The sequence below is a fragment of the Marinobacter bohaiensis genome, from assembly GCF_003258515.1.
In the GTDB taxonomy this organism is placed as follows: Bacteria; Pseudomonadota; Gammaproteobacteria; order Pseudomonadales; family Oleiphilaceae; genus Marinobacter_A; species Marinobacter_A bohaiensis.
This window is the reverse complement of record NZ_QGEH01000006.1, coordinates 103,335-128,472: the sequence shown is the minus strand read 5'-3', so window position 1 is coordinate 128,472 and position 25,138 is coordinate 103,335. Positions and strand designations below refer to the sequence as shown.

General features: G+C 63.5%; 22 protein-coding genes. 14 read left to right on the top strand and 8 right to left on the bottom strand.

Annotation, left to right across the window (positions count from 1 at the left end; translation table 11 throughout):
• The first annotated feature begins 118 nt into the window (after positions 1–118).
• The 3 genes from glnE (at position 119) to DKK67_RS19835 (ending at position 4,541) form a co-directional block, all read left to right on the top strand.
• Positions 119–3,031, top strand: a complete 2,913-nt coding sequence (gene glnE / locus DKK67_RS19845; protein ID WP_111498272.1) for a bifunctional [glutamate--ammonia ligase]-adenylyl-L-tyrosine phosphorylase/[glutamate--ammonia-ligase] adenylyltransferase — start codon at positions 119–121, stop codon at positions 3,029–3,031.
• A 112-nt stretch (positions 3,032–3,143) separates the two neighbouring features.
• Entirely contained in the window at positions 3,144–4,070 is a 927-nt protein-coding gene (locus DKK67_RS19840) for a branched-chain amino acid transaminase (RefSeq protein WP_111498271.1), read from the top strand.
• 66 nt (positions 4,071–4,136) lie between these two features.
• On the top strand, positions 4,137–4,541 hold the full coding sequence (locus DKK67_RS19835; RefSeq protein ID WP_111498270.1) for a DUF6165 family protein: 405 nt from the start codon (positions 4,137–4,139) through the stop codon (positions 4,539–4,541).
• Between the two features lie 82 nt (positions 4,542–4,623).
• Here DKK67_RS19835 and DKK67_RS19830 read toward each other — a convergent pair whose 3' ends face one another.
• Positions 4,624–5,685, bottom strand: a complete 1,062-nt coding sequence (locus tag DKK67_RS19830) for a glycosyltransferase family 9 protein (RefSeq protein ID WP_111498269.1) — start codon at positions 5,683–5,685, stop codon at positions 4,624–4,626.
• Positions 5,686–5,856: 171 nt separating this feature from the next.
• Between DKK67_RS19830 and DKK67_RS19825 the strand changes: the two genes are divergently transcribed.
• From DKK67_RS19825 to DKK67_RS19815, 3 genes are all read left to right on the top strand, one after another.
• Positions 5,857–6,624, top strand: coding sequence for a 3-deoxy-D-manno-octulosonic acid kinase (locus DKK67_RS19825; RefSeq protein WP_111498268.1), 768 nt, complete (start codon positions 5,857–5,859; stop codon positions 6,622–6,624).
• Between the two features lie 28 nt (positions 6,625–6,652).
• Positions 6,653–7,336: a BUD32 family EKC/KEOPS complex subunit gene (locus DKK67_RS19820; RefSeq protein WP_162628890.1), complete on the top strand. Its 684-nt coding sequence runs from the start codon at positions 6,653–6,655 to the stop codon at positions 7,334–7,336.
• 62 nt (positions 7,337–7,398) lie between these two features.
• Complete coding sequence (locus DKK67_RS19815) at positions 7,399–8,751, top strand: O-antigen ligase family protein (RefSeq protein WP_228160723.1); 1,353 nt, start codon at positions 7,399–7,401, stop codon at positions 8,749–8,751.
• Here the strand turns inward: DKK67_RS19815 and DKK67_RS19810 are convergent.
• From DKK67_RS19810 to DKK67_RS19795, 4 genes are all read right to left on the bottom strand, one after another.
• On the bottom strand, positions 8,748–9,545 hold the full coding sequence (locus DKK67_RS19810) for a glycosyltransferase family 25 protein (protein WP_111498265.1): 798 nt from the start codon (positions 9,543–9,545) through the stop codon (positions 8,748–8,750). The two genes, DKK67_RS19815 and DKK67_RS19810, sit on opposite strands and share 4 nt — an antisense overlap.
• 43 nt (positions 9,546–9,588) lie before the next feature.
• The gene (locus tag DKK67_RS19805; RefSeq protein WP_111498264.1) at positions 9,589–10,272 is read right to left on the bottom strand and encodes a sulfotransferase family 2 domain-containing protein; all 684 of its coding nucleotides are present in this window, start codon (positions 10,270–10,272) and stop codon (positions 9,589–9,591) included.
• Entirely contained in the window at positions 10,269–11,198 is a 930-nt protein-coding gene (locus DKK67_RS19800) for a glycosyltransferase family 2 protein (RefSeq protein WP_111498263.1), read from the bottom strand. The genes DKK67_RS19805 and DKK67_RS19800 overlap by 4 nt, the downstream gene beginning before the upstream one ends.
• A 148-nt stretch (positions 11,199–11,346) precedes the next feature.
• Positions 11,347–12,021 carry a hypothetical protein gene (locus DKK67_RS19795; protein WP_111498262.1) on the bottom strand — a complete coding sequence of 225 codons (675 nt, stop codon included), beginning with the start codon at positions 12,019–12,021 and terminating at the stop codon, positions 11,347–11,349.
• 442 nt (positions 12,022–12,463) lie between these two features.
• Here DKK67_RS19795 and DKK67_RS19790 point away from each other — a divergent pair, with 442 nt between their 5' ends.
• The 8 genes from DKK67_RS19790 to DKK67_RS19755 all read left to right on the top strand — a co-directional run bounded on the left by DKK67_RS19790 (position 12,464) and on the right by DKK67_RS19755 (position 22,055).
• The gene (locus DKK67_RS19790) at positions 12,464–13,441 is read left to right on the top strand and encodes a stealth family protein (RefSeq protein WP_111498261.1); all 978 of its coding nucleotides are present in this window, start codon (positions 12,464–12,466) and stop codon (positions 13,439–13,441) included.
• Between the two features lie 197 nt (positions 13,442–13,638).
• Positions 13,639–14,694 carry an O-antigen ligase family protein gene (locus tag DKK67_RS19785; RefSeq protein WP_111498260.1) on the top strand — a complete coding sequence of 352 codons (1,056 nt, stop codon included), beginning with the start codon at positions 13,639–13,641 and terminating at the stop codon, positions 14,692–14,694.
• 128 nt (positions 14,695–14,822) lie between these two features.
• Entirely contained in the window at positions 14,823–15,530 is a 708-nt protein-coding gene (locus DKK67_RS19780) for a lipopolysaccharide core heptose(II) kinase RfaY (protein ID WP_111498259.1), read from the top strand.
• Between the two features lie 123 nt (positions 15,531–15,653).
• A complete protein-coding gene (locus DKK67_RS19775; RefSeq protein WP_111498258.1) occupies positions 15,654–16,736 on the top strand; it encodes a glycosyltransferase in 1,083 nt (360 codons plus the stop codon).
• 243 nt (positions 16,737–16,979) lie between these two features.
• Complete coding sequence (locus tag DKK67_RS19770) at positions 16,980–17,447, top strand: PAS domain-containing protein (protein ID WP_228160718.1); 468 nt, start codon at positions 16,980–16,982, stop codon at positions 17,445–17,447.
• Positions 17,448–17,552: 105 nt separating this feature from the next.
• Positions 17,553–20,645: a PEP-utilizing enzyme gene (locus DKK67_RS19765; RefSeq protein ID WP_111498256.1), complete on the top strand. Its 3,093-nt coding sequence runs from the start codon at positions 17,553–17,555 to the stop codon at positions 20,643–20,645.
• 1 nt (position 20,646) lies between these two features.
• Positions 20,647–21,279, top strand: coding sequence for a gamma-glutamyl-gamma-aminobutyrate hydrolase family protein (locus DKK67_RS19760; RefSeq protein ID WP_111498255.1), 633 nt, complete (start codon positions 20,647–20,649; stop codon positions 21,277–21,279).
• Positions 21,276–22,055: a phosphocholine cytidylyltransferase family protein gene (locus DKK67_RS19755; RefSeq protein WP_111498254.1), complete on the top strand. Its 780-nt coding sequence runs from the start codon at positions 21,276–21,278 to the stop codon at positions 22,053–22,055. The genes DKK67_RS19760 and DKK67_RS19755 overlap by 4 nt, the downstream gene beginning before the upstream one ends.
• Before the next feature lie 54 nt (positions 22,056–22,109).
• Here the strand turns inward: DKK67_RS19755 and DKK67_RS19750 are convergent, their stop codons facing one another.
• Genes DKK67_RS19750 through DKK67_RS19740 form a run of 3 tightly spaced genes read right to left on the bottom strand, consistent with a single transcriptional unit; the run spans position 22,110 to position 25,040 of the window.
• Entirely contained in the window at positions 22,110–23,030 is a 921-nt protein-coding gene (locus tag DKK67_RS19750; RefSeq protein ID WP_111498253.1) for a sulfotransferase, read from the bottom strand.
• The gene (locus tag DKK67_RS19745; RefSeq protein WP_111498252.1) at positions 23,027–24,181 is read right to left on the bottom strand and encodes a glycosyltransferase; all 1,155 of its coding nucleotides are present in this window, start codon (positions 24,179–24,181) and stop codon (positions 23,027–23,029) included. Before DKK67_RS19745 ends, DKK67_RS19750 begins: the two co-directional genes overlap by 4 nt.
• Positions 24,182–24,200: 19 nt before the next feature.
• Positions 24,201–25,040: a glycosyltransferase family 2 protein gene (locus tag DKK67_RS19740; RefSeq protein WP_111498251.1), complete on the bottom strand. Its 840-nt coding sequence runs from the start codon at positions 25,038–25,040 to the stop codon at positions 24,201–24,203.
• Positions 25,041–25,138: the final 98 nt, after the last annotated feature.

Here is a 25,138-nt window from a genome sequence, read left to right as displayed (position 1 = left end):
GGGAGGATCCGGTTCGTTGGTCGGGCCTGTTCAGTCTAAACGCTATCCCGGACACCCCCAAGGATAAGTCCACGAATTTCCTGACAAAGACAAGATCTGGCGATTTGGAAGTATGGTAATGACAAACGTTCAGCGCGAAGGATTGCCCATCCCCGACACCCTGGCGCGGGATGCGGACGACGTCGACCGGCTGTTGGCCGACAGCGGCATCAGTGATGGCACCCCGGGTATCTCGCCCTCGGCCTGGCGCCAGGCGCTGGTGTGCAGCCCTTTCCTGCGAGAGCGGGTGCAACTGGATGGTGACCGACTGCGCAGCTGGCTGGCGCAGTGCGCCCTGGACAAGCCCGTGACCCGTGAGCTGCTGGAGGCCCGCTGGGCCGCCCACGCCGCCGAGGTCAGCGACGAGAACTCGCTGCACCGGGCGTTGCGACTGTTCCGCCGGGAAAGCATGTTTCGCATCCTGTTCCGCGATTTCGTGCGCCTGGGCGACCTGCACGAAACCATGACGGCCGCCAGCGCCCTGGCCGACGTGGCCATCGATGCCGCCCTGGACTGGCTCCACGCCGATGCCTGTCAGCAGTGGGGCACCCCCTATGGTGCTGACCCCTTCGACGGCGGGGAAGTGCCCCAGCACCTGGTGGTGCTGGGCATGGGCAAGCTTGGGGGGCGTGAGCTGAACGTGTCATCCGACATCGACCTGATCTTCGGCTTTCCCAGCAACGGCGAGACCCGTGGCGGTCGTCGCCCCATCGACAACCAGCAGTTTTTTACCCGCCTGGGCCAGCGCCTGATCCAGGCCCTCGACCAGATGACCGCGGATGGCTTCGTGTTCCGCGTCGACATGCGCCTGCGCCCCTACGGCCAGAGCGGCGCCCTGGCACTCAGCTTCGGCGCCCTGGAAGCCTACTACCAGGATCAGGGGCGGGAGTGGGAACGCTACGCCATGGTCAAGGCGCGGGTGGTGGCCGGCGATCAGCGGGCCGGAACCGTGTTGATGGATGCGCTGCGCCCGTTCGTCTACCGCAAGTACATCGATTTCAGCGCGTTCGAGTCCCTGCGCAGCATGAAGTCCATGATCAACCGCGAAGTGCGCCGCAAGGGCATGGAGAACAACATCAAGCTGGGCAGCGGTGGCATCCGCGAGGTGGAGTTCATCGTCCAGGCGTTCCAGCTGATCCGCGGTGGCCGCGACCGCGAGCTGCAGCAGCGCGAACTGCTGACCATCCTGCCGGAGCTGGTACAACTGGAGCTGCTGCCCCAGGCCGTGGCTGGCGAGCTGTCCGAGGCCTACGTGTTCCTGCGCAATCTCGAGCACGCCCTGCAGGGCATGGCCGACCAGCAGACCCAGGAGTTGCCGGACACCGCCGAGGCCCAGGCCCGTGTGGCGCTGGTGATGGGGTTCGACGACTGGGCGGGCTGCAAACAAGCGCTGGATAGTCACCGGGAGCGGGTGGCCCATCATTTCGCTGACATCATTGCATCGGAAGACGACGAAGCCGAGGAGCAGGAAGCCAGCGCCCGCTGGCAGGAAATATGGCTGGCGGAGCTGGAGCCCGAGGTGGCGCAGAAACGCCTGGCCCGTGCCGGCTTTGAGCGGGCGGAGGCGTCCCTGGAGCTGCTCGCGACCCTGCGCCGGAGTCGCTCTGCCCAGATGATGCAGACCGAAGGTCGACGCCGGCTCAACCGGTTTATGCCCGTGCTGCTGGAAGCGCTGAGCCAGGTGGAGGCACCGTCCCAGACCCTGGAGCGCGTGTTGCAACTGGTGGAAGCCGTGCTGCGCCGCACCGCCTACCTGTTGCTGTTGCTGGAAAATCCGGCGGCCCTGCGCGAGCTGGTACGGCTATGTAGCGAAAGTCCGTGGATCGCTTCCCAGTTGGCGGAAACGCCGCTGCTGCTGGACGAACTGCTCAATGCGGCGAGTCTCTATCACCCGCCCACCAAGCAGGAACTGGAAGATGACCTGCGCCAGCAACTGCTGCGCATCCCGCTGGAGGATCTGGAAGAGCAGATGGAGGTGCTGCGCCATTTCAAGAAAGCGCACATCCTGCGGGTCGCCGCTTCCGAGCTGCGCGGCACCCTGCCGTTGATGAAGGTCAGCGATTACCTCACCTGGATTGCCGAGGTGGTGCTGGACCATGTGGTGGAGGTGGCTTTCTCCAACCTGGTCAGCCGTCACGGCTATCCGCGCGAAGAGGACGGCAGCGCCTGTGACTCGGATTTCGCCATTATCGGTTATGGCAAGCTCGGGGGCATCGAGCTGGGCTACACCTCTGACCTGGATCTGGTGTTCATCCACACCGCCGACCCCAACGGCGCCACCAACGGCGACAAGCCCATCGACAACGCGGTGTTCTTCACCCGGCTGGGGCAGCGCATTGTCCACATTCTCAGCACCCAGACGCCGTCGGGTCAGCTCTACGAGGTGGACATGCGGCTGCGGCCGTCCGGCAACTCCGGCCTGCTGGTGAGCAGTCTGGCGGCGTTCGAGAAATACCAGCGCGAGGATGCCTGGACCTGGGAGCATCAGGCGCTGGTGCGGGCCCGCGGTGTGGCCGGCAGCCGTCCGGCCCTGGCGGCGTTCGAGCGCCTGCGCCATGACCTGCTCTGCCAGGCGCGGGACCGCGAGGCGCTGCGGCAGTCGGTAGTGGACATGCGCGAGAAGATGCGCGCTAACCTGGGCACGCCCGACGCCAACGGGTCACCGGCGGTGTTCCACATCAAGCAGGACCGGGGCGGCATCGTCGACATGGAGTTCATGGTGCAGTACCTGATGCTGGCCTATTGCGCGGATCATCCGGAGCTGACCCGCTGGTCCGACAACATCCGCCAGATGGAAGCGCTGGGCGAGGCGGGCGTGCTGCCGCCGGAGGAAGCCGAACAGCTGCGGGAGGTGTTCATCACGCTGCGCTCGACGATTCACCGGCGCGCGCTGCAGACGTTGAACAGCCGGGTGGAGGCGGACGCGTTCCCGGACGAGCGGGCCTATATCGAGACGGTGTGGAACCGCGTCATGGCTGCGCCTGACGCCTGAAGCGGTGCTTCGCGGACTTCGACCGTGCCGCAATTCCTGCTAGAATGCCGGCTTTTCCAAGGTGTCCCAAGGCCCGGGTAGTCGGCCTTTCTCTGTTTCTAGGAGCAAAACGATGTCGATGGCGGATCGTGACGGCCTGATCTGGCTGGATGGTGAAATGGTACCCTGGCGCGAGTCCAAGGTGCATGTGCTGACCCACACCCTGCACTATGGCCTGGGCTGTTTCGAAGGCGTGCGAGCCTACAGCACCGACCAGGGACCGGCGATTTTCCGTTTGCAGGAGCATACCGACCGTCTGTTTCGCTCCGCTCACATCCTCAACATGAAGCTGCCGTTCACCAAAGAACAGGTGAATGAGGCCCAGCGTCAGGCAGTGCGGGAAAACGGCCTGGACGAAGCCTACATCCGTCCCATGGTGTTTCTGGGGTCCGAGGGCATGGGACTGCGCGCTGACAACCTCAAGGTGCACCTGATGGTCGCCGCCTGGAGTTGGCCGTCCTATATGGCGCCGGAAGCCCGCGAGCTGGGTATCAAGGTGCGCACCTCGTCCTACACCCGTCACCATGTGAACATCACCATGTGCAAGGCGAAGGCCAACGGCAACTACATCAACTCCATGCTGGCGTTGAATGAAGCTGTGGCCAGTGGCTGTGAGGAAGCGCTGCTGCTCGACAACGAGGGCTATGTGGCGGAAGGCTCCGGTGAGAACATTTTCATCCTGCGCGACGGCGTGCTGCACACACCGGAACTGACCTCCTGCCTGGAAGGGATCACTCGTCAGACGATCCTCGATTTCTGTCAGGAACTCGACGTACCGGTGCGTGAGCGCCGTATCACCCGGGACGAGGTTTACATCGCCGACGAGGCCTTCTTCACCGGTACTGCCGCCGAAGTCCTGCCCATCCGCGAGCTGGATGGCCGTACCATCGGTGCCGGCAAGCGTGGCCCGCTGACCGAGAAACTGCAGTCGATGTATTTCGATGCGGTCAAGGGCAAGCGCCCGGAAAACGCCAGCTGGCTGACCGCAGTCAAGGACTGAAACCGGCCCGGCCGTCGCCGGGCACCCGATCCAACCTGTTATCCATACCAAAGCCGGGATCACATTATGGCCGACGTTATCAAAGTACCTGTCTCCTTCGGCGAGGTACTCGACAAGATCACCATCCTCGAGATCAAATCCGAGCGCATTCAAGACGAAGACAAGGTGCGCAACGTGCGTCTGGAGCTCAACGAGCTCAGCGAGACCTGGAATGAGGCGGTGGACGATGTGTCCAAGGTCGCCGACCTGCGCCAGCAGCTCAAGGCCGTCAACGAACAGCTGTGGGAAATCGAGGACGACATCCGCGACCAGGAAGCGGCCCAGGATTTCGGTCCGCGTTTCATCGAGCTGGCCCGCGCCGTCTATGTCACCAACGACAAGCGTGCCGCGATCAAGAAAGAGGTCAATCTGGCCCTGGGGTCGCGCTTCGTCGAAGAGAAGTCCTATCAGGACTACACCGCCAGGACGTAAGCGCTTGCGCCGTGTGTTGCGATGTTTGATACGGCATCGTGTGGCAAAAAGGCTGGCCCTTCGGGGGCCAGCCTTTTTTGTGTCAGGCGGTTTCTTCCGGGGCCGGCTGTTGGCGGCGTGAGTGGGCGAACCAGCGGTCCAGTGCCGCGCAGGCCTCTTCCACGCTGATCAGCTCCATCGCGCCCGGGTACTCGGCCTTGGCGCCCCAGCGGGCGGTCTTCACGTCCTTGCTGCCGAACACGTCCAGCGCTTCGGGATAGCGGTTCACGCACCATTCCAGCGAATTATACGGGCCGGAGCGATCCGGGTTGCTGGCCGCATACAGGCCCAGCACATCGGTGCCCATGGCGTTGGCGATGTGGGTGGGGCCGGTATCCGGTGCCACCACCAGATCTGCCGCGCCGAGCAGGGCAGCCAGTTGTTTCAGGGTGTCCTGGCCGCAGAGGTTGAGGGCGGACTCTTTCATCGCTTGCTCGATGCTGGCGCAGTATGCCTGCTCGAACGGCGCCGGGCTGCCGACGAGAATCACCTGCGCGCCGTGCTGGCGGACCGCGTGATCGGCGAGCAGGGCGTAGCGCTCCGCCGGCCAGTTGCGCAGCTTATGGCTGGCGCAGGGACTGATAACGACGTTGGGGCGATCCGGCGCCAGGTGCTGGCGGGCGAAGTCGTGATCGGCGTCGGTCAGCGGGATGCTCCAGCGGGCCGGAGCGGCCTCCAGGCCCAGGGGTTCGAGGAAGCTGGCCAGGCAGTCGCGCACGTGCTGGCGCGGTGTGGCGGCGATGCGCCGGTTTATGAACAGGCTGTGGAGGTCTTTGCTGCGCGCGCGATCGTAGCCGACCCGAACCCTCGCCGGAATCAGCGCCGCTGCCAGGTTGGCGCGGAACGCCACCTGCATGTGCAGGAGCGCGTCGAAGCGGCGCCCCTGCATCTTCCGACGCAGCTCTCGGTAGCCATCGAGACCGGCTTTCTTGTCGAAGACGATGAATTCCACGCCGGGCAGATCACCGATCAGCTTGGCTTCGATCTTGCCGATCACCCAGGTGATCTTTACCCCGGGGAGCTGCTCCTGGAGGCTCAGGACCACCGGGACGACGTGGGTAATGTCGCCAATCGCGGAAAGGCGCAGAATGCAAATGGACTTCATGAAACGTTCCGTAAACTAAACCCGCGGACGGCCAGTGGAGCTCATCCGCATTTCATTGATAAACTTGTGTTAAGGAACACGAGCATTATTCTATCGTAACGCGTCCAATCCGTCGTTGGTCTCCTCCGACGCTGCACGCCTTTGTCACAGCAGGCAGGTTTTAAGCCATCCATGGCTGAGTCCAAATCCCCGAATGCCACAAGCTCAATTGACACAGACCAGAGTGCCGACCAGAGTGCCGACCAGAGCGCCGTGAGAATCCACCCCGATTTTGGTGACGACGTCACTGCACAATGGTTTGATCCCGCATTCTGGTCCGACCGGGCCGTGCCTGTTGGCAGCGGCGGGCGAGGCAGCGCCTGGTTTGTTGAGTCGCCGGTAGGCCCGCTGGTCCTGCGTTTCTATCGCCGGGGCGGCATGGTGGCGGCGGTATCCGATTCCAGCTACCTGTTTACCGGTGAACAGCGGGTGCGTTCATTCGCCGAGTTCGAGTTGCTCAAGACCCTGTCGGAAGATGGGCTGCCGGTTCCCAAACCCGTGGCGGCGACCTATCGCCGGCGCAATCACCTCTGGTATCAGGCATCGATCCTGATTGAACGCATCGTCGACGCGGTTCCCATGCCCGATGCCGATGCTCTGGACTCAACCGAGCTGTGGACCGCCGTCGGCCAGACCATTCGCCGCTTCCACGATCACGGCGTCGATCATGTCGACCTGAACTGCGACAACATCCTGATCCGCGGCGATTCGGTGACCCTGATCGATTTCGACCGTTGCCGCCTGCGCAAAACGGCAGGCGGCGGCGACTGGCGGCAGGGCAATCTGGACCGCCTGCGGCGTTCGGTCGACAAGCGCTGTGGACGTTTCAGCGACGCCCGCCGTGATGCGCTCTGGTCGGCGCTGGTGGACGGATACCGCAACGGTGCCCCGGCGTCGTGAGCGGCTGCGTTCCAGGGATGAGGAACTGATGGCGTTGATCGAGCTGTTGACCGAGATCCATTCCAACACCCGTCGTACCCGGATAACCTATCTCGCCCGGATTGATGAGGCCCTCGCTGCGATCAAATGTTACCGGCGCCCGCTGTTTGGCCTGGTGCACTGGCTGCGGGCAGAGCGCCGCGGGCGCCGGCTGCGCAAGGTGGGAGCACCTGTCCCGCCAGTTGCCTATTCGGGTTGGGTGCCCGGGAAGCGCTGCTTTGGTTTTGCCACCGAGTTCCTGGACGGTTACCGTCCCATGCGTCAGGTGTTGCGCGAGGCGGAATCGCCCGAGGTGCTGCAGCATCTGATTGGCGTGCTGGGGCGGACCGTCGCCGATCTCCACCAGCGTGGTGTCGAGCAGCCCGACGGCAATCTGACCAATTTCCTGGTCGACGAACGCGACCGGGTTGCTATGGTGGATGAAGACGATATCAGGGTTTTCCGCGGCGGCTTGCCCATCGGCGTGGAAATATCCAACCTGGCGAACATTGCGTCGCGGCTGCCGGACGAGCGGGCCGTGGAAGTGCTGCTGAACGCCTATATGGATGCCCGGGCTCCGACCGACGAAAACGTTTGGGATCAGGCGGCGTTCTGGGCGCAAGTGAACGGCTGGCGTGAACTGTTCCGCGCCAAGCGGGCCAAGCGCAATATTGCCGATCGACGGTTTGACTGAAGGCCACCGGGTTGGTCACGGGGAAGACGTTATTGTATGGAGAGGAAGCGAATTTGAACGACATGACATCCCGTTGGCCCAGCCTGTTCAACAACCCCCTGACACCCCGGTGTCCGCCGGCAATCAATGGATTGCTGCTCGTCCTGTCGGTTCTGTTCGTTGCCCAGATGCTTCTGCCGTTCGGCAAGGTCAAGGCCATCGACATCGCCTTCTACCTGTTCGGCCTCATCGTCTTCTTCGGTTACGCGGGATCGCTGCGGCGCTCCCTTCCGGCCTGGGCCATGCTGGCGGCTATCGTGCAGTTGACGGTGACCTGGCTGTTCCTGCTCAAGGATTTTCCGGATATCGCGCGCAGCGGGCCATCCCTGGAGGATTACCTCGACAAGTTCGGCTTCATTTTTATCGCGGTGGTGCTTGCCGGGCGTGATCGTTGGGCGATGACGTATCTGGGAGTGCTGGGTGGCCTGGTCATTGCGATGCCGTGGATTCTGGGCGGCGGTTTGACGGACTTTACCCGGGGGCTGGAGTCGGCCATCCGGGTGGGTTTCGGCGTGAACCCGATCCGGGCGGCCATGTACTATTCCCTGGCCTTGCTCGGCCTGCTGGCGTTTGCGCCGCGGATTTTCCTGCGCCCCCGGTTCCGCTGGGGACGCTTTGTCCTGTGGGGCCTGGTGGTGGCCTACTGTCTGCTGTGCATCGTCACCACGCAGACGCGGGGCGTGTTCCTGGCCTTGTCCGTAGTGCTGGTGTTGGGCTTTATCCTGCTGATCACCCTGGGGCGGGCGAGCCGGGGCACCAAGGCGGTCATCGTCGGCCTGTTTGCCGGCGTGGTACTGGTGCCAACGCTCGTGGCCACGAGCACCGGCGTCCTCGACAAGACCATGAACCGGGTCGCCAGCGAGATGGTGGTCTTCGACAAGATGGAAGCGGGGAACTTCGAGGCCATGCCGGATTCCAGCTGGGGGCTGCGCGCCCAGTTCCTGAATATCGGCCTGGAGCGCATCGCCGAACGACCCCTGGTGGGCTGGGGCTACCGCGCCGGGCGCATGGTCCTTTCGGAAGCGGGGGAGGATGAAGCGGTGCTGGGGCATTACCGGCAGCTCCACAATTCCTACCTGGAGACCACGCTGCAGTACGGTCTCGGTGGCCTGCTGATCATTCTCGCCCTGTTCGCATGGGCCGTGCGGGGCGGTTACCGGGCCTGGCGCGCCGGGGTCATGGCCGGCGATATTTTCGCGTTTGCCGTCAGCTCGATCACCTTCTTCATGATCTGCGCGTTGTTCTACGGCCTTTTCTTCGACGACGACCCCGGTTTGATGATGATCTCCGTCCTGCTGGGCGTGCCGGCGTCGTTTATCTTCAGCCACACCCATGGCCGCAAGGTCATGCAGGCCCAGGCCGCGACGGGGCGCTAGCGCCGCCGCGGCAGGACCCGCCGGTACCCGGCCATCAGGCACATCAGCGCTCCGAGCTTTCTATGGATGCGCTGGATGCGCCGTGTCAGGCGATCCCAAAGGGTCTTCCGGAAAGCGTCCGAGTTGTGCCCGAACAGCGCACGTTCCTGCTGCAGGTGGCTGCTGTCCAGTTCCTCCGGATGCTGCAGGAGGTTGGCGAAGTAGATCGATACCGGCGACGACTGGAAAAAACGGCCCCAGGCATCCGCCAGTTGCAGCGCCTTGTCGTGCCCGGCCAGTATGTCGGCGGCACTCCGGCGGGTGACGACGTAGCAGCAGGTGCGGAACACGTGCCGGTTGGAAAAGTCGGCCAGCCGGAACAGCCCTTCGCGCCCGGTCGGCTTGCCGAACAGGAACTTGCGGGCCGGCATGCCTTCCTGTCCGCCGCAGATCAGCAGGGCTGATTCGGGCAGTGCGGGAATCAGCGACATGATCCTCGCCACAGCCTCGTCGTCGCCGATCACGTCATCCTCCAGAATCAGAGCCGCCGGCGCTTCGCTGTCCAGGAACTGCCGGAGCGCCTTGATATGGCTCAGGCTGCAGCCAACCTCGCCCGGCAGCATCAAACGGTGGCCGTTCATACACGCCGGCAGGATGTGGCCGAAGAAATCCTTGGCCGTCAGTTCCCGGCCGTCGACCGCTTCGACATGGGTTATGCGGGCTGCGAATTCGGGAAAGCGCCGTTTCAGGGCGTCCCGGCGAGTGCTGTCTTTCGGCAGGGAGACGAGATAGATCGGATACGGGCTGTGACTCATTTCAGGGCCTGGTCGGGAGCGGTGATGCTGCTGGGCGCGCGGTTCAGATGGACTCGGGGTAGTCCAGCGTCTCGAAATCGTCGCGGTAGTAGTCGTGGACGATCCGGCGAACCTGCTCGTTGTCGTAGAACGATTGGTAGGGCTGGCGATTGGCGGTACGGTTGCTCTCGCGCAGGTCCTTGCCCTCGCCGATAAAACTGGCGATGTACTTGAAGTCCTTCTCCAGGTTCTCGTAACGGCCGACAAAGTCGACGCAGAGTTGGCCGCCCACCGTGATGAAATCCACCTGCTTGCGGAAATGGAAGAATTTGCGGATCTCCGGATCCTTGTCGAAGCCGTTGATGACGAAGTCCTCGAAATCGTTGAAGCCGGCCATCTTCCGTTCGCTGAACGAGCGGTCATAGGAATTGTTGCCGCCGGCGGCCAGGTACTGGTAGGCGGAGACAAAGCGGTCGTAGGGATTGCGCACGAAGGTGAACTTGAACTTGGCGTTGTACGCGGCGAGCCCGTATATCTTCATGTATTTTTCGGCGGAGGCGTGGCCCAGACCCGATACGCGACCAAACAGGGACTCATGGATGGCCGTTCCCGCCGCCTTGGGAATATGCACAAAAATGGTGTCGTATTCCTCGAACTTGCGGTTGCGGTAGGAACAGCGGATCTCACGGTGGTAGCGACGTTTTGCCAGGTGCTTGTACTGGATCTTGATTTTCTGCGTCAGATTCATTGGGCGACGGCGGTCCTTATTTGAAGCTTCCTGCCGGAACGGAACAGGGCGGCAACATGCCAGAGTACGTTGCGCTTGATGGTACGCGAGGACCAGGGTTGAAGTCGCCAATGCATTCGGGAAACCCGCAGCGCCTCGGCGCAGTAGCCGGAAGACCACAGGCGTTTGGCAACGCGCCCCAGGAACTTGTCGGCGATGGCCGGGTGGTTCTTCAGGAAAGCGCGGTGGGTATCGATGACGCTCAGGTCGTCCCGGGCCTGTACGGCTTTCTTGTCCGAATTGGACAGCCGGGGGCCATCGTGTATCCGGAAGAACAGGTCGGCATCAGGTACGTTCCGGGCACTGACCCCCTGCTGCAGCAGACGGAAAACCAGGTCGCGGTCCTCGGAAACGCACAGCGATTCGTTGAAGCCTCCGCAGCGGACAAAGCGTTCGGCGTTGAACAGCATGCCACTGCAGGACACCTGCATCAGCTGCTCAAGCGCCTGATCGTTGCTGTTCGAGTGGTCGAGCGAGGCGGGGCCCAGGTTCTTCGATGCCTGCCTGTCGCTGTAGACATCGACCCGGTTACTCCAGAGAAACGCGGGCATCCCGGCGGCGGAATCCAGCGCCTGCGTCATGTTCTCCAGGAAGGCCGTTCCCAGCCAGTCATCGTCGTCCAGAAACAGCACCCACTCAGCGATGGCGGCCTCCGCGCCCTGGTTGCGGGCCGCCGAGACTCCCTTGCTGACGTCGTTTCGGACAAAACGGATCGGGATCGTGGCCGTGGCCATGTCGACCGCTGATTCGGCAGGCATGCGACTGCCGTCGTCGACCACGATGATTTCGGTGGCTTTTCGGCTCTGGGAATCGATGGATTCCAGGGCATGCCGGAGAAAGTGGGGGCGATCCTTGGTCGTGACGATGACGGATACTGCGGCAGTCATGGCTGATCTGGGCCTCAATGGTCTGAAGGCAACGGTCGGTCTCCGTCCCGAAAGTGGAGTGGGGCGGACGCGTCACCGGTGTAAAACACAACCAGGCGCCTGGAAGTGCACTCTTGGACAGGATGATCCATATAAGTTGCAATTGAATTTAAGCCGGTTGGCGTTGATCGATTCCTGGCTCGCATGACCGCAACCGCATCAGTCCGGACAATCCATCGACATGCACCACGCCCAGTTGCGCGGGCAGGTAATCCAGGTTGCCAGCCAGGGCGATGGCCAGCCGATGATGCCCCTTGCGGCCGAAATAGGGGGCGCCGTCCGGGCCGATGTGGACCAGGGGGCCGCCTTCTTCGCGAACGTTGCCGGCGATCAGATCCTGTCGAGGGGACAACTGGCCGGCCCGGATGACCGACTCGAACAGTCGGTCCAACTCGTCATAGCGCGCATCGACCTGGGCCAGTGTGCGGAGACGGTCGACTTTTCCGTGCTCGCGGATGTGGCGCATCATGCGCTCGATAATGCCGGTGTCCTCCCAACTGACGCCGTCGCGCCAGTGCTGCAGGCAGGCCCGTATGGTGTCGATGTCGATGACCCGGATAACGCGGTTGGCAGGCCACTGATCGATCACTCTGGCGGAGTCTTTGGAGCTGCCGGCCTTGACCGCGTACTGGAGTTCGGCGGTCGGCACCCACAGGCGCTCGGCAAACTGGGGGGCGTGCGGACCATAGAGGGTCTGGTTGCGGGCATCGATCCGGCGGGCGCGGATGCGACTGTTGAGGTTTCTTCGCCACTGCTGGAAGCCGTTTTTCTCGGTAATGCTCATGCCGACGGCGGTCTCTTATTTTTATGCGAACCGGCAGCCCTGGCTCCTGTTGCAGGTGGTTGCATGCCGGAATGGGTCGGGGCGCAACATAACACGGTTGAAGCGGCGAAAGTTTGACGTATTTCTAATAATGATAATTGTTATTGATTATGGAGTGGCATGAAAGACGGTTGGAATCGGGAGGTTGCATCGGCTCGACCGCCTTTGGGCTTTGGTCTGGCGCATTGGCAGGCTATCATAGCCTCCGTGAATGCTTCCGGGGATCCTGGAGCGTTGTCGGTCTGCCCATCGATTACAAGGATGAAACAATGGCACCGCATAGACGTCAGCATTTCCTTGTATAATACCGCCGCCTGTTTTCGCGAGGCACACGGGTGTCGTCGGTGAGCGGGGCGTTTCCTTTATTGGCAACACATGAAACGATGAGGCCCGATTCCGCCGCATGTCTGCACGAACAACCGATGCGCCGATCGATGCCGTGATCACCTGGGTGGACGGTGATGACCCGGCCCACCGACAGAAACTGGAGCAGTGTCTGGGTTGGCGCGCCCGCTGGAAGCCCAAGGCCGCAGCCCGGACGCGCTACGCTGATAGCGGGGAACTGGAATACTGCGTGTCTTCCCTGCTGCGTTTTGCCCCCTGGTTGCGGCACATTTTTATCGTCACCGATGAACAGACCCCGGCTTTTCTGAATAATCTGCCGGCCGATCTGGCGGATCGGGTGAGTGTCGTGGATCACACGGCGATTTTTGCCGGTTACGAGGATCTGCTTCCCACGTTCAACAGTTTGTCGATTGAGACGATGCTTTGGCGGGTGCCGGGGCTGGCGGATCGTTTCATCTATTTCAACGACGACTGTTTTCTCGTCAAGCCGGTGGCGCCGTCGGACTTTTTTGATGACGGCAAGGTCGTCCTTCGCGGTGACTTCCGCCCCCTGGCCGCGGAGCCCCCTGACAAGCGGCTGAAGCGTTTTCTGGGGCTTGGGCGGCCCAGTCTGCGCACGCTGCAATCTGAGGCCGCACGCCTAGCCGGTGTTGGATTTCGTTATCTGGCCGTGGGGCACGTGCCGCACCCTATGCGGACTAGCACGTTACGACGCTACTTTGCCGAGCACCCCCAGCAGTTGCGTTCCAACGCGGCTTATCGCTTCAGGAGCATCAAGCAGCTATGGACGGTTTCATTGGCCAATCATCTGGAGTTGGCCCATGAAACCGCTAGAATCTCGGGCTCGCCCGAATACCTTTACTTGGGATCCGCGCCGGGCAGTAAGGAAATACAGTTGCTGGCCTCCGTCGATGAGCGTCCCGAGTGCCGTTTTTTATGCGCTCAGAGCCTGGATGGGGCCAGTGAAGAATTCATGGCGTTCTGGGTGTCGTGGATGGATCGAACCGTTGGCCGTTTTCAGGGGGATCAGTATTGAGTGAAGTGAGCCTGCCGTGGGCGGGGCGTCGGGGTGTTTCAGGGAGTCTCCGAGCTCCGCGTTGGGTCAACGTATCCCTGTTGCTTTTCCTGTCTTTTTCGTTGTTACTACCTTGGAAGGCCGTTTACGGCGTTTTTCTGTTCGCGGGTGTGTTTCCCGGCGTCCTCTGGGTTTGCATCGCGCCCCGGAGTCGGCGGTTGGTCAACGACAGAACGATCTGGCTGGCCCTCGCCATGCTTGGCTACATGACGGTGGGCACTTTTCTGCCGGATGGACTGAAGCAAGACGAGCAGTTTCAGGTTGTGCGCTGGGCACTGAGCACGTCGATCTTCATGCTGGCGGTTTTCGTGGCCGCACAGCGATGGCTCGATCAACCCCGTTACCATGCCCGCCTGATCGTGAGTGTTGCTTTTGTGGCGTCCCTGCTGGCCATTGCCCATTATTTCTGGGCGGGCCAGTATCCATCCCGGATCAGCGGTTTCGGCTATTTGAGCCATCCCATTCTGGGGCCGTCGGCGCTGATTGCCTTCTGGGCGGTCGGCATGGTGACGTACCGCCTGGATGAAAACCGCGAGCGCTTTGACCACCTCGTTATGGGGCTGTCGGCACTGAGCATCCTGATCCTGGTGATTCTCTCGCAGAGTCGTGGGCCGTTGGGGGCGCTGCTTGCCTTTATGGTGCTTTACTCGGCCTCGGTACTGCTGGTGAGTCGCCGCGCCCGGGCGCGTCAGTACCTGGTCGGCGGCGTGATTCTCGCGCTTGTGTTCGCAGCGGCGGCCTATCCCTTTCTCAGTGACCTGCTGGCGGGCATGGTGGCGCGCGGGTTTTCCCATCGTCCGCAGATCTGGATGACCGTGATCCAGAACCCGCCTGAATCCATCTGGATCGGCGCCGGAGCGGCTTCCGATTTCAGGAACTCCGAGGCGGGCCTGTTGCTCCATGAGCAGATGGGCGTTGCGATCAAGCACCCTCACGACCTGCTGCTCAGCGCCTGGCACTACTCCGGGTTCATCGGCGCCGGCCTGTTGCTGCTGCTACTGGGCTGGGTGCTGGTGCGCATCGTGAGGCAGCTGGGCACGGCGCATCGCCGCCTCGTGCCGTTCGCCCTGTTGCTGCTCCTGCTGATTGGCCTGCTCAACCTGACCGACGGCCACATGGTGATTGCGCCGCCCAGTCCCGACTGGCTGTTTTTCTGGCTGCCACTGGCGTATCTGATGGCACTCGCCCGATGCTGCGAGTCTCGTGGCGAGTGAATCGGGTAGGGCGGCCCGCCTGTATGACGAAGAGCGCATCAGCCCGCTGGGGCTTTCGTCCCTGTAACGGCGCTGGCCGGCGTCGCCGCCCATTCGCTTCCAGGCCTTTTGCTGGCTAAGGTTTTGATATGTCCCTTTCCTTTGATCACGGGGAGTACCGGGTTGTTTCCCGTTTGAACGAAGCCCAAAGCGGCCGGCTGGTTGAGGCCGTGGTGGCGGGAGACGTCGATCGCGAGACGGTGTTTCGCGACAACTGGCGCACCCTGAGCGCCCGCGTGCGGTTTGAAAACCAGTCTTTGTTGCTGAAAGTGCCGAGGGCACGGAACGGACGGCGTTGGGAGCGTTTCCTGACGCGGTTTCGCGGAAGCGATGCGGTGCGGACGTTCCGGCATCTCGAGCGCATGGCCGCGATGGGGTTTTCGGCACCGGAGCCGGTGCTGGCCTGCGAGCAGAGACAGGGAGGCGCTGTGGTCGATTCCTTTGTCTGCTACCGGTTTGTCGATGGGCGTCCGGCGCGGCCGGAAGATGCGCCGAAGGTCATCGCGGCTCTGCAGGCCCTGCACCAGAAAGGGTACCTGCGAAGCGATGCGCAGATGGCCAACTTTATCGTGAACGGGGAGCGCATCACCTTCATCGATTTTCGACTGAAGAAACCCCGGTTCCTGCCCGCCTTGCAGAAGGCGCGAGAGCTGGACCGTTTCCTGAGGAGCTGTCCCGAGGCACGTCGCAGCCTGGACCCATCGCTGGCGTCGTCGGGATGGCTGAGGCTGGCCACGCGATTGGAAGATGCCCGGTTTGCCCTGAGAAACCTGAAGAGACGGCTCCGGAAGCGATAGGTTCGATCGTCAGGACGCCAGAGTGGGTCGTGGAAAAGACGGATATTGGAAACGACAGCCAGCGAATAAAAAGGGTGGTGAATGAGACCCCAGTGGATAGACCCGGAAGGACCCTGATTGACCATGAAAAAAGCGGTATTGTTTTGCCCGTCCCGTGTCTGGGGCGGCATCGAAAAGAACGTACTCCTGAGAGCCCGTTTTCTGGCTGAGACCGGTGTTCAGGTCTACGTGATTCTGCTCAAGGGCTCGTTTGCCGAGCGTTTCGCCGGTATCCCCAATGTCGATGTGGTCGAGGTCAAGTCCAGGGGCGGGGATTTCAATCTCTCGGTGGTGACGAACTACGTCCGGATTCTGAAGCGCATCCGGCCGGATGTTGTTTTCGCGGCGCTGAAGAAAGACTGGTGGCTGGTCTCGCTGGCCTCGACCCTGGCCGGTGTCGATCGCGTGATCCTCTACCTGGGCATTTCCCGGCGCGTCAAAAGCCCGATCAAGTACTTCGCGATCTTCCGGCTGATGAAGTCGGTGCTGATGGTCAACAGCGACTCCCTCAAGCAGGAGATGCTGAAGCATCGGCTGTTTTTTCACGAGGGCAATGTGTTCCGGGTTTATAACGGATTCGACGTCGACGCGAAGACGCCGGACCGGACGGATTACCGCAGGCTGTTTGACCTGCCGGACGATGCCGTGATCGTTGGTTGTGCCGGACGTTTCAGCCCCCAGAAAGGGTTTGATCAGTTGCCGGATGTGTTGGCGGCACTGCCGGGCAACGTCCATATCGTGCACGCCGGGGAAGGGGAGTACGAGGACGAGATCAAGGCGGGGATTATGGCCCGTGAGGAAGCGAGCCGGATTCATTTTCTGGGCTACCAGAAAGACATGGCGTCGTTTTTCAGCGGAATCGACCTGTTCCTGCTGTGTTCGCGTAATGAGGGCATGGCCAATGTGCTCAATGAGGCCATGAGTTACGGCAAACCGGTTGTCTCGACACGGGTACCGGGCAGTGAAGAGCTCCTGGCCCATGGGCGCTACGGCATACTCGTCGATATTGACGACGTGCCGGCCATGGCCGCCGGAATACGATCGCTCGTCAACCGCGAGCAATCGTTTGACCCGTCAGACCTGCAGGCGTGGATTCGCGAAGAGTTCGGCATGCAGAAGATGGTTCGCGAGACCAACCGGCTCTTTTTTGAAACGGATCTGGGGTGATGTCGAGTTTGGGCGTGTGGGCGTAGCCCGGACATCACGGTTATTGGGCGCCTCTCGATATACGGGGTTGTTTTGGCAGTAAAATATCACCTCAGGGCTTTCTGGATAGATTCCTGGAACCGGCTTCGTTTTGGCGCGGATGCGCCGCGTTACGCCGAACGAATCTGGGTGCCCCCCGGCGCTTGCAAACGGTACGTTGAAGCGGCGGACCTGGCGAGTTTCTTTGGCGCACGGGTTCGCCAGATGTCCGGCCGCGTCGTGCGCGATTGGCCGGAGCACCTCGAGCAGCCTTTCGAGAATCATCCCAAGCTCACCTATTGCTGGGGGCACTGGCGCGATGGCAAGGACTGGCAGGCGTCCGGCGCGATCGACTTCATGCTCAGCCGGATCGCGGTGTCTCCCACCGGGGTGACGGACAAATGCCGCACGCTTGAAGACGTCGAGCGGCGTTACGCGGCGCTGGATGACATCTGGGACGACGTGCGATCCCGCGGCCGGCTACCCACGAGGCAGGAGCTGGAGCCCGGTACCTTCCGTGAAGTGGGCGGCGTTCTCATGCACCTGGGCCCAGGAGGCGAACCGATTTTCTCCGGAGCCGGCTGCCATCGCTTTGCCATGGCGATGCTGCTCGATGCGTCGTTCCCGGCCCAGCTTGGTTGCGTCCACGTCTCCGCCCTGGAACAGATGGCCGAGTGGCGAAGCCAGCGCTGAACCGCGCTGTCGAACTCTGGGCGGATAGGGCCGCCGGAAAACAATCGTGTAAACTGGGCGCCGCCCGAAAACCCGGCGGCTGGCCTGCGCTGCAGGCCAGCCCGAATGCCGGACCGTTCACCCTTTGATTCTGGTCACGTTTTGAAAAACGATCTCGCGAAGCTGGTTATCCTGGGAGCCGGTCGCCCGTTCCGGGGCGATCAACACAGTGTATTGCGCAGTGCCTCCGGCCAGAGCCGGGTGCTGGACTGGGTGCTGCAGGCGGCACGTTCCGTTGTGGACGATGTGCATTTCGTGGGCGGCTATCAACTGGACGAAATCTGCCGGGTTTATCCGGATATCCAGTATTCGGTCAACCCAGCCTGGCAAAGTACCGGCGCCGCGGCATCGTTGCTGACCGCGCCCTTGAGCGCGAGCGGACGCTATGTGGTGTCCTACGCCGATGTGCTGTTCCGTTCGTCCTCGATCCAGACCCTGGCGGCCAGCGACGCCGATGTGGCGGTGGCGGTGGACAGCCAGTGGCGACAGCGTTTCGAAGGGCGCTCGCAGGCGGACCTGGCACGCTGCGAGAAGGTGAACCTGCACGGCTCGCAGATTACCCGCCTGGGGCGGGACATTCTGCCGGCCACGGCGGACGCCGAGTTTGTGGGGCTGGTGTCGTTCGGATCCCGGGTGGCGGAGTACCTGGCGGCCCAGGGCGCGTCGTTCCCGGAAGAAATCCGTCGTGGCAACCTGAGCCAACTGCTGGAACTCCTGCGCGTGCGCGGGTTCAGCATGGAGGCGGTCGATGTCGAGGGTGATTGGGCGGAAATGAACGAGCCGCAGGACCTGACACGCTTCATCATGGGCACCAAGGCCCAGACCCTGAGGCGCCTGCAGGGCCTGATCACCCACAGCCGCATTGAGGACCAGGTCAGTTTCACCGTGGCTGAGTGGCAGTCCGAACCACAGGGCGTGCTCGAACGTATCCGGCGCAAACTGGGCGACCGGGCTTTGGTGGTGCGTAGTAGCGCCTTGACGGAGGATGGCTTTGCCTCGGCCAATGCCGGCGCCTACACCAGCGTTCTGGGTGTGGACGGCGCATCGCCCGGGGCGGTCAAAACGGCGATTGCCGAGGTGGCCGCGTCCTACCCGGATAACGATCCGCGCAACCAGGTGCTGGTCCAGCCCATGGTGGACAAGGTATGCGCCAGCGGTGTGGCCTTCACCCGTACCCTGGCCCATGGCGCGCCTTATTACGTCATCAATTATGACGACATCACCCGCAGCACCGAGTCGATCACCAGCGGCGCGAGCCGCGATCACAAGACGTTGCTGGTCTATCGCGGGGATGGCGTGGAGGGCGCCCGGTTGCCGCGGCCGGTCGATAAACTGTTGCCGGCCCTGCGGGAACTGGAAGGCCTGCTCGATTACGATTCCCTGGATGTGGAGTTCGCCATCAGCGAGGGCGGCCAGGTTCACGTCCTGCAGGTGCGCCCGATCGCGGTGGAGCACGAAGAGAACGATGCCGGAGCGGTGGACGCCGTGCTGCAACAGGCGATGGCCCGTTTCCGCCGGGCCCAGGCGCCGTCGCCGTTCGTCGTTGGTGAGAAGGCCTACTTCGGCGTGATGCCCGACTGGAACCCGGCGGAGATCATCGGCACCCGGCCGGGGCGGCTGGCCATGAGCCTGTACCGCTTCCTGATCATGGACGACATCTGGGCCACCCAGCGCGCCGAGTACGGTTATCGGGATGTTCGTCCGCAGCCGCTGCTGACGGCCTTTGCCGGGCATCCTTACGTGGATATACGCGCCAGCTTCAACTCCTTTATTCCCGCCACCCTGGGCGACGACCTGGCGGGCCGGCTGGTGGATTTCTACCTGGACTGGCTGCGAAAGCACCCGCACCTGCACGACAAGGTCGAATTCGACGTGGTGCCCACCTGCTTCGCCCTGGACTTTGAGCGTTGGCGCCAGCGGCTGACGAACGAGGGCGGTTTCGCCGGCGCTGAGGTGGAGGCGCTGGAATCCGGACTCAAAGCCGTCACGGCCGGTGCGTTTGAACGGACGCCGGCCGACCTGGCCGCGGTGGACACCCTGGAGGCGCGATTCCAGCGGATCATGGAGCGAGACCTGCCGCCGCTGGAGCGGGCCCTGGTGCTGCTCGACGATTGCCGCAGCCTGGGCACGCGTCTGTTCGCGCATCTGGCCCGCAGCGCGTTCGTCGCGGTGACCTTGCTGCGCTCGGCGGTCAGCGCCGGCCTTCTCGATCAGGAGGCGGTCGACGCCTTCCTCAACTCGATCCGCACGGTCACCCATCGATTCACCGACGATGCGGCGCAGACGGCGTCGGGCGCGTTGGCGTGGGAAACGTTCGTCGAGCGGTACGGTCACCTGCGCCCGGGCACCTACGACATCACGTCGCTGAGCTACGCCGACGATCCGGAGCATTTCCTGCGTCCGGTGGTGGAGCGCGCCAGCGGTGACACCGCCGTGCATGCCGACACCGCCGCCTGGGACCGGTCCCGTTCGGCGTTTGCCGAAGCCCTGGGTACAGTGGGGCTGCCGGGCGATATCGAGGTGGTGGAACGTTTCATGCGAGCGGCCATCGAGGGGCGTGAGTACGCCAAGTTCGTGTTCACACGCCACCTGTCGGCGGCGCTGGACGCGCTGGTCGAGTTCGGCCAGTCCCGCGGGCTGGATCGCGAGGCGCTGTCGCACATCCCGCTGGGTGCCTTCCGGGACGTGTCTGCCGGTACCGTCAGTGAAGTGGACGAAACCGCCTGGCTGACCGGCGAAGCGGAGCGTGGGCGTCATGCCCAGCAGCGGGCCGGCCTGGTGGAGTTACCGCCGCTGCTGTTGGACGAGTCGGACTTCCGGGTGTTCCTGTACCCGTCCAGTCAGGCGAACTTCGTCGGCAGTGGTCGCATCACCGCGTCCTGCCTGGCGCTGGACAAGACGTCCCCCGAAAGCGGTGCGCTGGAAGGCAGGATCGCCCTGATTCCCCAGGCGGATCCGGGCTACGACTGGCTGTTCGGCCAGGGCATCGCCGGCCTGATCACCATGTACGGCGGCGCCAACTCGCATATGGCGATCCGGGCCGCGGAGTTCGGCCTGCCGGCGGCCATCGGCGTGGGTGAGGCCCGCTACGAGGCATTGGCGGTCGCCTCCGTGCTGGAGCTCGATGCCGCCAACCGCCGTATCCAGGTGGTGCGCTGAGATGCGGATCGGGATCACCCAGCGTGTCGAGGTCGTGGCCAGCTATGGCGAACGCCGCGACTGTCTGGACCAGGCCTGGACGGCGCTGCTGGGGCGTCTGTCGCTGGTGCCGGTTCCCGTGCCCAACAGCCTTGAGCGCATCGACGACTGGCTGCTGGCCAACGACCTGGACGGTTTCATCCTGACCGGCGGCAACGACATCGCCTCCCTGCCAGGCGCGCGCAATACCGCGCCGGAGCGGGACCGCACCGAGACGGCCATCCTCGACCACGCCGCCGCCCGCGCCAAGCCGGTGCTGGCGGTGTGCCGCGGTTTCCAGATGCTGGTGTTGCACGAGCACGGCCAGCTGGCACCGGCGGAGGGGCACACCGCCGTGCGTCATCCGGTCCGGCCGGTGGCCGATGAACCGCTGTTCCAGGCGTTTGCTGAGGTCAACAGCTTCCACGACTGGGGCGTGGTCAGCGTGGGCGACCGGGGCCTGGTGGCGACGGCGTTCTGTGACGACGGCACCATTGAGGCGGTCCGCCACCGCCAGCATCCCTGGATCGGCACCATGTGGCACCCCGAGCGGGAACAGCCCTTCGCTGAGGCCGATCTGACACTGATTCACACTCTGTTCCGAGGTCCTTCGTGAGAACCATTATCCTGGCTGCCGGACAAGGCACCCGACTGCGCCCCTACACCGATCACACCCCCAAGTGCATGGTCGAACTGGCCGGCACGCCGTTGCTGCACCGGCAACTGGCGACCCTCGACGCCGCCGGCCTGGGTGACCGGCGCGTACTGGTGGGCGGCTACTGCGCCGACAGGCTCGACGGGCAGGGCGCCGACGTGGTGCTCAACCCCCGCTACGACCAGACCAACATGGTCGCCACCCTGTTCTGCGCCCGCGACAATATGGTCGACGGCGAGGATCTGCTGGTCTGCTACGGCGACATCATCTACGAGCCCAACGTCCTGCAGGCCATCCTCGACGGTGACGCGCCCCTGTGCCTGGCGGCGGACCGGGAATGGCGCCGGCTCTGGCAGCTGCGCATGGAAGAGCCCCTGGACGATGCCGAGACCTTCGTCATGGACGCCGACCGGCGTGTGGCCGAGTTGGGCAAGAAGCCGCAGTCCTACGACCAGGTACACGCCCAGTACATGGGCCTGATCAAGGTGCGCGGCGACCGGGTCGCCGACTTCAAGGCCGCCTACGATGCCCTGGATCGAGACGCGATCTACGACGGCAAGGACTTCGACAACATGTACATGACCAGCTTCATCCAGCACCTGATCGACAGCGGCTGGGACACCCGCGCCTGTCTGGTGGACAACGGCTGGCTGGAAGTGGATACCGCCGACGAACTGGAGACCTACCAGCGCATGGCGGAGGACGGTTCGTTGCAGGACTACTGCCGGCTGGCCTGATCGGTACGGCGGTCGGCTTTTGATGGGGGTGTCCCATCCCGAAGGAAGGTCGGGCTAGAGGCGGTCGCGCAGGGCCTGCATGACGGCCAGCCGCTCCCGGTGCGGCGCCAGCAGGGACTGGATCTCTTCGGTCCGGCCGATGCCGATGTTGCGCACGGACTTCGACGGATCGAAGGGGGCGCCCTCGCGCTGGGCATTGTTCAGCCCGAGGAAGCGGCCAATGCGCTCGGCCTCGCGCTCGTGGCGCTGCACGAAGGACTCGAAAGACACCGGCAGCACCAGTGATTCGCCCAGCTGTTCGCGCAGCGCCAGCAGGCTTTCCAGCTTGCGCTGGATGCCGTCCAGCACGTAGGCCACGGGATCGCTCATGTCGCCCTGGAAGGCCGGGTCGGATTTGCGCTTGCCCAGCTTGCCCTGGCGCACCACCTCGGCGAACTGATCCTGCAGATCACGGTGCACCACTATCAGCCTGGCTGGCGCAAACACCTGCGGCCAGATATCGGCGTGCTCGCCCACCCAGACCGGCTGGTCCCAGACCACGGCTCGCTTGCCGGGCGCGTAGGCAGTGCCCAGGGCGTGCATCCAGTCGTTCCAGATCGCGGGGTCGCGGTGGTCGCCGCCCTGCGCCAGATGGCGCCGGTAGCGGTTGATGTAGTCGCGTTTCAGGCGGTTGTGGTTCACCTGATTCTTCAGCGGCAGTTTGCCGGTGTCGGCACCCCGCCACTGTTTCAGGTAGGCCTGGGGCAGGCGGCCGAACACGGTTTCGATCCACAGCAGCCGGGCCATACGCCGCGCGCTGGCGCGATCGGGTGTCGACAGCATGCTGGCGATGCGGCCGCGACGTTTGAAATCGGTGAATTCGCCGCGGAAGGCGACGCAGTCCGGGTGGCCCTTGAGGTAGTCCACCACCGCGCCGGAGCCGGACCAGTAGATGCCGGCCACCAGGATGTTGGCGGGAAACGCGTTTGCCGTCATGCCGGGTCCCGGTCCTGCCCCAGGAACTGGGCGACGACCGTATCGCTGTTAAACGGCGCCAGCCACTCCGGCTTGACCTCGATGGGCAGTTGCGCCAGCGCCCGGGTCATGCCCTCGGCCAGCCCGCGCGGCGTGCGTGGCGTCAGGTATTGCGCCAGGTCGCCCCGGAACACGTCGGTCACGCCGCCGCGGCTTTCCACCGACAGGATCGGCGTGCCACAGGCCAGGGCTTCGGTCAGCACGATGCCCAGCCCCTCGTATTCCGAAGCCAGCACGAACAGGTCGGCCTGACGCATCCAGGGGTAGGGATTGGCGCGTTTGCCGGCAAACAACACTCGGTCGGCAATACCCAGCTCCTGCGCCCGGGTTTCCAGCGCCGATTGGCGCTCGCCCTCGCCGACAATCACCAGATCCTGCTCTGGCTGGGCCAGGGCATAGGCGTCCAGCAGCAGGTCCTGGCCTTTCTGCGGGACCAGCCGCGCCACGTTCAGGATATAGGGGCGCTGTGGCAGGTCCGGGTCCTCCTGCCGGGCCAGCTTGCGGATCGCGCCGGTCGGGCAGGGGTTGGTAACCACACGCAGGGACAGCGGCCGAATCCGGCCCTGGGCGAAGGCGTCCTCGGCGGAAGCCTGCACGCCGGAGGAGACGCACACCAGGTGGCGGCGATCGAACACCCGTTTCCATTCCAGGCGTTTCTGCCAGGCGGGCCGGTCGTGGTGGATCACGTTTTCCAGCACGTAGATGTTGCGATCGTCGCGGAAGGACCAGAAATATTTATAGGTGCCCAGGCCGCGGAAAATGATGCGGTCGAAGCGCCCGTAGCGTTTTTCGATGCGACGGATCCTGCCCTTCAGCAGCCAGCCCAGCAGCCAGCCCACCCACAGGAAATGGGATTTGGGCAGCAGCACGCCCAGCAGCAGCCGCGACAGCAGGAACACGGGGATGCCGATCACCGACTTGAGCAGCGCCTGTAACTGGTCGAAATGATGCAGGATGACTCCCGGCTGGGCGGGCTGCAGGTCATTGGGGCGGTTGCGGCAGGCCATCAGGTGGCTTTCATGACCTTCCTCGGCAAAGGCGTCGGCCAGGTTGACGGCGACCCGCTCCATGCCGCCCATCTTCAGGCTGTGAACGATGACGAGTGTTCTCATCGGATGTCCTGTCCCTGGATCAGTTCTGCGCGGGCGCGCCGTCCTTGCGGATGCCATTGGCGGCCCAGAAGGTGCGCTGCTCTTTCACCGCCTTGCGGATGGCCTTGTTGCGGGCCCAGATGTCCGGTTTGGAGTAACCCCGGGCGTGATCCAGGTGCAGGCATACGGTGCTGTAGCGGATCTGCTTCGACTTGTGGCCGTAGTTCCAGAGGCGCTCGCCCAGCTCCCGGTCGAGGCCGCCGTACTGCATGTCTTCGTTGAAGCCGTTGACGGCGATCAGGTCGCGGGTCCAGGTGGAGCTGTTCATGCCATTCCAGCTGGCGGCCGCCGGCGTGATGGCGTTGAGCAGGCTGCGCTTGAATTCGCTGGGGGTCAGCTTCCACAGCTTGTGGGTCCGGGGCTGGCCATGGGCGACCAGCCACTCGGGATCGAAGATGGCGCCGGAGCGGATGGCGGCCTCGTCGATGGTCTCGCTGACCGGCATGGTGAGCTTGATGTAGCCCCCGGACAGGAAATAGCCCGGCTCGGCCAGGGCCCGGTGGGTGGCGATGAAGTGCGGCTGGGGGATGCAGTCGCCGTCGGTGAAGATCAGGTAATCGCACTCGGTCTCGGCGATGGCCTTGTTGAGGATCTGGCATTTACGGAAGCCGTCGTCCTCGTGCCACACGTGGTCGATGGTCAGCCTGCCGGCCGCCTTGAACTCGTCGATCAGCGCCCGGGTGTCGTCGGTGGAGCCGTCGTCGGCAACGATAACCCGGAAATCCGGATCGGTCTGGGCCTCATAGCCAATCAGGACCTTGCGCAGCCAGACTGGGGAATTGTAGGTGGTGATAACAACGCCAATGTGTGTCGGGGACATGGAATCGACCAAATTCGTGGGTAATACGGTGGACTCCGGGACGGCCCGGAATGGCCCAGATTATACAGATTTTACGGGGAAAGGGGCGTTTGCCGAGC